This is a genomic window from Bradyrhizobium iriomotense (genome assembly GCF_030160715.1).
Lineage (GTDB): Bacteria > Pseudomonadota > Alphaproteobacteria > Rhizobiales > Xanthobacteraceae > Bradyrhizobium > Bradyrhizobium iriomotense.
This window is the reverse complement of the sequence record NZ_BSOW01000014.1, coordinates 244,302-251,585: the sequence shown is the minus strand read 5'-3', so window position 1 is coordinate 251,585 and position 7,284 is coordinate 244,302. Positions and strand designations below refer to the sequence as shown.

At 63.2% G+C, this 7,284-nt stretch carries 5 protein-coding genes and 1 pseudogene; all 6 read right to left on the bottom strand.

The features are described from left to right. Window positions 1-493, bottom strand: a pseudogene (locus tag QQL28_RS21510) (tol-pal system protein YbgF); the annotation flags it as partial. A gap of 184 nt (window positions 494-677) precedes the next feature. Further along, the gene (gene pal, locus QQL28_RS21505; RefSeq protein WP_284268442.1) at window positions 678-1,166 is read right to left on the bottom strand and encodes a peptidoglycan-associated lipoprotein Pal; all 489 of its coding nucleotides are present in this window, start codon (window positions 1,164-1,166) and stop codon (window positions 678-680) included. Window positions 1,167-1,453: 287 nt separating this feature from the next. Continuing rightward, window positions 1,454-2,179 (bottom strand): N-acyl amino acid synthase FeeM domain-containing protein, encoded by a 726-nt coding sequence (locus QQL28_RS21500; RefSeq protein ID WP_284268441.1) that lies wholly within the window; start codon window positions 2,177-2,179, stop codon window positions 1,454-1,456. 173 nt (window positions 2,180-2,352) lie between these two features. Next, entirely contained in the window at window positions 2,353-4,683 is a 2,331-nt protein-coding gene (locus tag QQL28_RS21495) for a putative bifunctional diguanylate cyclase/phosphodiesterase (protein ID WP_284268440.1), read from the bottom strand. A gap of 249 nt (window positions 4,684-4,932) precedes the next feature. After that, window positions 4,933-6,282 (bottom strand): Tol-Pal system beta propeller repeat protein TolB, encoded by a 1,350-nt coding sequence (gene tolB, locus QQL28_RS21490; protein WP_284268468.1) that lies wholly within the window; start codon window positions 6,280-6,282, stop codon window positions 4,933-4,935. Between the two features lie 42 nt (window positions 6,283-6,324). Further along, entirely contained in the window at window positions 6,325-7,281 is a 957-nt protein-coding gene (locus QQL28_RS21485) for a protein TolA (RefSeq protein WP_284268439.1), read from the bottom strand. Window positions 7,282-7,284: the final 3 nt, after the last annotated feature.

Below are 7,284 nucleotides of genomic sequence, written 5' to 3'. Positions count from 1 at the left end.
CGACCGGTGCTCCCGCCGCCATCGGCTGCTGACCGCCGCCCAGCGCGCGCGGCGCACCGGGGGCATTGGGATTCTGGTTCGGATCGAACGCATCGCCACGGCGGCGGGTGCCGGGCGCTCCCGGCGCCGGCTGCTCCTGCACGATCGGCGCAGGCGCCGCGACCTGCGGCTCATAAGCCGGCTGCTGCACCGGCTGCTGCTGTTGCCGATAGCCCGGCGCTGGCGGCGCGGCCGCGACATTGGGCTGCTGTGCCTGCGCCTGTCCGGGGGCTCCTTGCGCGCCACCTTCGAGCTGCCGGAGCCGATCCTCGAGCTGGCGGTTGCGGTATTGCAGCTCTTCGTTCTGCCCGGTGAGCTGGCGCAGCTGGTTTTCAAGCCGTTCGATCCGCATCTCCGCATCGGCATCGTCCGACTGCGCGACGGCGGGCGAGCCCAGCGAAAGCAGCGCGGCGATCGCCACGGTGCCGGTAAAAGCCTGGAATCTGGATGACATCTTGCCCTGACGACGAAAGCGACGTGGCGTACGGCGGATAACTCGCCGCGCGCGACATTGAGAGACGGAGTACGCCAAAAATGTGACTGGTACCAAGGGCTTTCTACGACGTGATCCGTGAAACGAAACCGGCGCCCGAGGGGGCGCCGGCAAATCAGGTTTCCATAGCAGAACGGCGCGTCGTTCAGGAGCTCGCGTTCAGCACGGTGACGGCGCGACGGTTCTGCGACCAGCAGGAGATGTCGTTACAGACGGCGACAGGCCGCTCCTTGCCGTAGGAGATGGTGCGCATGCGGTTCGGGTCGATGCCGCGCGAAGCCAGGAACGAGCGCACCGACTGGGCGCGGCGTGCGCCGAGCGCGATGTTGTATTCGCGGGTTCCGCGTTCATCCGCATGACCTTCGATGGTGAACGAGTAGCGCGGATAGCTCTGGAGCCACTGTGCCTGCTTTTCCAGCGTGACGATCGCCTGCGGTGTCAGATCGGTCTGATCGCTCTCGAAGAACACGCGGTCGCCCACGTTCACGACGAAATCCTGCTGGCTGCCCGGCGTCGCGGCGTTGGCCATCGCATCCGAAGCAAGGTTCTTGTTGGCGCAGGCGCCCATCGACAGCGCGACGGCAAGCACCGCGACCAGCCTCAATCCCTGGAGGATACGCATAGGATGTTTCATTCCGGAGCCTCCACGCTCACGTTAGTCCACTGCTGTCCGGTCTACAGGGGGATGGTTAAGCGAACGTTCCGTCAACCTTGATGGGACGTTGCCACGGCCGGTCAAATGCCCCCGATCGGCGAAAAGCAACCGCGATGGTTAATGGTTTGTAAATGTGGCGCGAGGGTGAAGGCAAGCCGCGTTGGACGGCAGAAAGGCCTGTTTTGCCGGAAATTTGGGCCTGCCGGCCCAAGATGAACAGGAAAAATGCCGGCGGAGTGGCGCGGTGGCCCACCAGCCTGCCCGAATCAGGCGTGGGCAGCGTCCGCCACCAGCATCCGTCGTTGCGCGACCTGGCGCTCACCACGACGCCCGAACAGCATCCGCCGCTCGAAAGCGGTCGAACGCATGACCGGATAGCGTTCAAAGACTCTCTTCCGGAAGCTTGGGAAATCCGCCGCCATCAGCCCGAACGGCTTCGTGAGGCCGGGAACCAGGCGCGGCTCGGCGATGGTCGCATGCAGGAAAACCCGCCGATAGAAAGCTTGATGCTCAGCGCGCACGATCGCGAGGCCAAGATCGGCTTTGAATTGCTCGCAGGCCATATAAGCGATGCGCAGCGTCAGATAGGGTAATTCCGGAACCCGCCTCGCCTTGTCGGGATCAGCGACAAAACGCGTCGGATCGATCATCACCTCGCCGCGGTCAAGTCTCGGAAGCAGGACGTCGGGAAATACGTCGGTTGAGGTGGACTCGCGCCATTCTGCGGTCAGCAGGCTGATGCGCACGGAGCTACAGAGCTCGCCCTGGAGATAGACGCCGAAGGTCCACGAGTTGGGCAGATCGTCATACCGGTCGGTGACCCGGCCGTCCGCACTCTCCTTGACAGCCCCTTCCCGCAGATATGCACGATAGCGGAGGTTGTAGATCTCCTCCTTCTCTTCGTGGGTTTCGGCAAGGCGGTAGTCGACGTCGGTCAGGAGATCTGCTCCCGGTCCAGCAGCCGAAATGACCGATCGGGCTGAGGACTGCATCCAAACTCCTTACGCATCACCCACCACAACGCGCAAAAACAACTTCAGCGCGCGTGACAGTTCATTAACACCTTCTTAACCGCGACGCAAAGCAATCGATGGATTAGGGTTAACCCGTACGACTACGGAGCCCCTAGCAACACACTGACGCTGTTGGAAATTTTGGGAAACGATTACGCGAAGGAACGCGACCCGACAACCTGGAGCCCGTCCTCGCCGCGGCGGCCATGGGAGGCGTTGAGGAGCTGACGCATCCGCACCGCGGGGACCGGGCGGCTGAACAGATAACCCTGAGCTTCCGTAACGGTGCCGTCGGCACTGATAAGCTCAAGCTGCTCGTTGGTCTCGATGCCCTCGACCACGACCGCCATGCCGAGATCGGCCGACAGCCGCGCCACGCCGCGCAGCAGCGTGAGCGGCCGGTCGGTGTCGATGCCTTCGAGGAAGGAGCGGTCGATCTTCACCTTCTGCATCGGGAAGTTATGCAGGTAGCTGAGGCTCGAATAGCCGGTGCCGAAATCATCGAGCGAGATGCTGACCCCGAGCGCGTGAAGCTGCGACAGGATGTCGTGGGTGAGCTGGGTGTTGCGCAAGAGCGAGGATTCGGTGATCTCGATCTCCAGCCGGTGCGCCGGAAGCCCCGAGACCTCCAGCGCGTAACGGATTTCGCTGAGCACGTCGCGCTGGTGGAATTGCTGCGGCGAAAAGTTGACGGCGACGCTGACGCCTTCGGGCCACTTCATGCATTCCATGCAGGCCCGGCGCAGGATCCAGCGGCCGAGATCGACGATCAGGCCCATGTCCTCGGCAACCGGGATGATGTCGACCGGCGAGACCGTGCCGCGCACCGGATGGTTCCAGCGCAGCAACGCCTCGCAGGTGGTGATCTTGCCGCTCTTCAGATTGACCAGCGGCTGATAGAACAGCTCGAACTCCTCGTTGGCGAGCGCCTTGCGCAGATCGAGCTCGAGGATGCGGCGGGCCTCGACGGTCGCCGCCATCTCGTCGCGGAAGAAGCAGAAGGTGCCGCGGCCGTCGGCCTTGGCGCGGTAGAGCGCCATGTCGGCGTTCTTCAAGAGCGTGTCGGCGCTGACGCCCTCCGGCGAAGTCAGCGCGATGCCGACGCTGGCGCCGATCTCGACCAGATGATTGTCGATGCGATAGCGCTCGCTCAGCCGCTCGACGATGCGGCGGGCAAGCGCGGCGGCATCCTCGGGCGCGTTGATGTTCTGCTGGAACACGACGAACTCGTCGCCGCCGAAGCGGGCGACGAAATCTTCGGGGCGCAGCATCTCGCGCAGGCGGTTCGCCACCGCGCACAGGAGCTGGTCGCCGCAGGGATGGCCGAGCGTGTCGTTGACCTGCTTGAACTGGTCGAGATCGACGAACAGCAGCGCGGAGAGGCGCTCGGCATCGTGCGATATCGCGAGCAGCCGCTCGATCTCGTCGCGGAAACTGACCCTGTTCGGCAGCGCCGTGAGCTCGTCATAGCGGGCCAGATGGCTGATCCTCGCCTCCGCGTTGGTGCGTTCGGTGATGTCTTCCAGCAGCAGCACGGTGCCGCCCTTGGCCATGGGCTGAAACGTCCACGACAGCGTGCGGCCGCGCGCCAGATCCGGATCGGCGGTGACGACCTCGCTGATCCTTGCGCCCTCGATCTCGGACAGGATCAGATTGCCGCTGTCCACCGAGATCGATCCGGCGGCAACACAGGCCGACACGATATTGGCCGCGGTGGCGCCGCGTTTGACCAGGTCGTCGGGCAGCTCCATCAGGTTGCCGAAACGATGATTCATCACCGCCAGCCGCCCGTCGGCGCGGAACATGCACAGGCCGTGCGGCATGTTGTTGAGCGCGGTATCGAACTGGCTCGCCAGCGCGGATTCGCGAAAGCTCGAGGTCAGAGCTTTGACGAAGATTGCATGCAGGCTGAGGTTGATGTTCTTCAAGGCGATGAAGAACAGCGCGAGCAGCACGGCAAGCCCGATGTAGTAGAATCCCCCGTGCAGAAGCAGAGCCAGCGACATCGGACCGCAGGCAAGTGCGACGTGCCACTGGATCACCTTGGGCTGGCCATAGTTGCGAGCGGCGCCGCCGGCGGTGTAACCGACGGTGACGGAGACGCAGAGCATGTTCGCAATCGCGTCATCGTTGTTGAAGATGACGACGAAGCACCACAAGCCGAGCACTGCGGCATAGACGAGCGCGCCAAGCCAGTAGCGCGGCTCCAGATGCTTCGCCTCTTCGAACGTCAGAGCCGGTATGCGGCTGTCGTAGCTCCGCATCTGAAACGCGCGCGCGGTGCCGATGGCAATAATCAGAAACGCGATCGGCCAGAGCAGGACGTCCCCGGTCTTCAGCGCAGTCATGACCGCGGCCACGGCCGTGGAAGCCGAGCCTAGGAAGATCGCCCAGAAATTCTGCACCATCGAGTTGATGAGAGCGGCGTAGAGTATGGGCTCCAGCTCGTCTCGATCACTCTGCTTCTGGTCGGCCAGCTGCATCGGCTTGTTACGCATCCTGTTTGGAGCGTACTTTTACCCAGCCGAGATGAAGTCTTTCTGAGGGAACATCGTTAAGGGCGCGTTGTTTTGAACCTTCAGCGAACGAATTTCTGCTGAAATATCAAGCAGCTGGGCAAGCTTTGCCGAGCACAAGGTGAAGGAAAGCTTGCCGCAATCGCAGAAAGCGAAAAACTCGGCGCTGTTTTTCGAAAACTTCGCGCCGATGAACGCGCACGCGATGCGAGCGATCTATTGGCCCGCTGTCGAGGACAACAGCGGCGACCACGCCGGGTCGGAGGCGAAGCCCGGCGTCGGCACCTTCAGCTCGTTGCGGCCGGAGATGTCGACGCTGTACAGCGACGGCCCACCACTACCGCCGGGATCGCGGAAGAACATCACGACGCGGCCGTTCGGCGCAAACGTCGGGCCTTCATTGTGGAAGCCCGAGGTGAGGAGCCGCTCGCCGGAGCCATCCGGCTTCATGACGCCGATCGAGAACTGCCCGCCGCCTTGCCTGGTGAAGGCGATGTAGTCGCCCTTCGGTGACCACACCGGTGTCGAATAGGTGGCGTTGGTGTCGTCCTTGGAGAAGGAGATGCGCTGCGCCTGTCCGCCGCCCGCCGCCATCACATAGATCTGCGACCTGCCGCCACGATCGGACTCGAAGCAGATGCGGGTGCCATCCGGTGAGTAGGACGGAGACGTGTCGATCGCCGGCGTGTCAGTGAGGCGCGTGGTCGAGCGCGAACGCAGATCCATCACGAACAGGTTGGAATTGCCGCCCTGCTGCAGGCTCATGATCACGCGCTGGCCGTCCGGCGAGAAACGCGGAGCAAAGGTCATGCCGGGGAAGTTGCCGACGATCTCGCGCTGGCCGGTCTCGATGTTGAAGAGATAGACCTTCGGATCGCCCTGGCCGAACTCCATATAGGTGATCTCTTGCGAGTTCGGCGAGAAGCGTGGCGTGAGCACGAGGTCGGAGCCACGGGTCAGATAACGCACATTGGCACCGTCCTGATCCATCATCGCGAGCCGCTTGACGCGGCGCTCCTTCGGCCCGGTCTCGTCGACGAAGACGACGCGGCTGTCGAAATAGCCCTTTTCGCCGGTCATCCGCTCGTAGATCTGGTCGGAGATGATGTGGGCGATGCGGCGCCAGTATTCCGGCGAGGTGAAATATTGCTGGCCGGTGAGCTGCTGGCCCGAGACCACGTCCCATAGGCGGAATTCGGCCTTCAGCCGGCCATCCTGCTGGCGCGTCATGCGGCCGGTGACCAGCGCCTGGGCGTTGATCGTCTTCCAGTTCTGGAATTGCGGCGCGACGTCGATATTGCTGATGCGCTCGATGAACGCGGCCTGGTCGATCGGGGCAAACAGGCCCGAGCGTTTCAGGTTGTTGGTGATGACCTGTGTGACGCCGTTACCGACCTCGCCGTCGGACGGCGAGCCTGGCACGAAATTGGTGATCGCGATCGGGACAGGTTGAAATTCGGTCGGATCGATGCGGAGACGCCCCTGCTGGGCCTGGGCGAAGGCACGCCCGCCCCCCAGCATTGCGAGCGTCGACCCGGTCAGGGTCATAAAGCGGCGGCGGTTCATCGATCGGACGTCATTCATCGCGCAAATTCTTTTGTTCGGATGTCACAACATATCTTTCAGGCCGAAAGTCATCGGAATGGTCTTCCAGCTGTCGTACTGCTGCTTTGGCAGGAATGAATAGACCTGACATTGCACGATGGCGCGCTTGGCGCTCTCTGCCACCGCCTGCGCAATCGACCGCGACGGTCCTCTGACGGCGACGACGATGGGCTCGGATGCCAACGACCCATCGATCTTCATGGGAATGTCGATGTCGGCCTCGTACTGATCGGCGTCCTGTCCGTTATAAGTGGGCGTGAAGCAGCGTCTGACCGCGCTCTTGAACGCGCCCCCCCAGGTCGCGACGTTGTTGGCCGCAGTCCCTGTCGCCGATCCGAGCGAGGCGGACGCATTAAGCGCCGTTCCGGTGAGCTCGTGCCGGGTCGGATCGCGCTTGTCGAGGTCGCGCTGGATCTGCGCGGGATCGAAGCTGCGCTCCTTGGGCTTCGGCTGCTGCTGCGGCTGCGCCGCCGCGACCTTGGGCTCCGGCGGCTTGGGCGGCGGCTTCTTGGTCTCGAGCTTCTTCTGGAGCTCGGCAATCGGATCTTCCTTGGCCGGATCAGGCTTCTTTTCCTGCGGCTTCGGCTCTTCCTTCGGCTTGGCCTCGGCGACCGGCTTGGGCGGCTCGGGCTTCTTCTCGACCGGCTTCTCGACGGGTTTCGGCGGCTCGGGCGTCGAGTTGGTCTTGATCAGCTCTTTCTTCTCGGTGACCTTGCCGACGGCGTCCTCTTCGGGCTTGGCCTCGGCGACCTTCTCGACCTTGGGCTTCAGCTTGTCCTTGTCGCCGGTCTTCTGCCCCGCCATCATCTTTGCGAGCTGATCGGAGGAGATGATATCGATCGGAAGCGACTCTTCCGGCGCCACGAAAGCCCTGCTGCTAAAGGTGAACAGCCCCCATCCGATCACGAGGACGTGGAGGGCGATCGACGCAACGAGTGTCTTGTCGACGTTCACCTTCACCGG

Bases quoted from the DNA above. Each gene is read 5' to 3' on its own strand.
- QQL28_RS21500 (WP_284268441.1), bottom strand. From the start codon at position 2,179: ATGCAGTCCTCAGCCCGATCGGTCATTTCGGCTGCTGGACCGGGAGCA.
- tolB (WP_284268468.1), bottom strand. From the start codon at position 6,282: ATGAACCGCCGCCGCTTTATGACCCTGACCGGGTCGACGCTCGCAATG.
- QQL28_RS21495 (WP_284268440.1), bottom strand. From the start codon at position 4,683: ATGCAGCTGGCCGACCAGAAGCAGAGTGATCGAGACGAGCTGGAGCCC.
- pal (WP_284268442.1), bottom strand. From the start codon at position 1,166: ATGAAACATCCTATGCGTATCCTCCAGGGATTGAGGCTGGTCGCGGTG.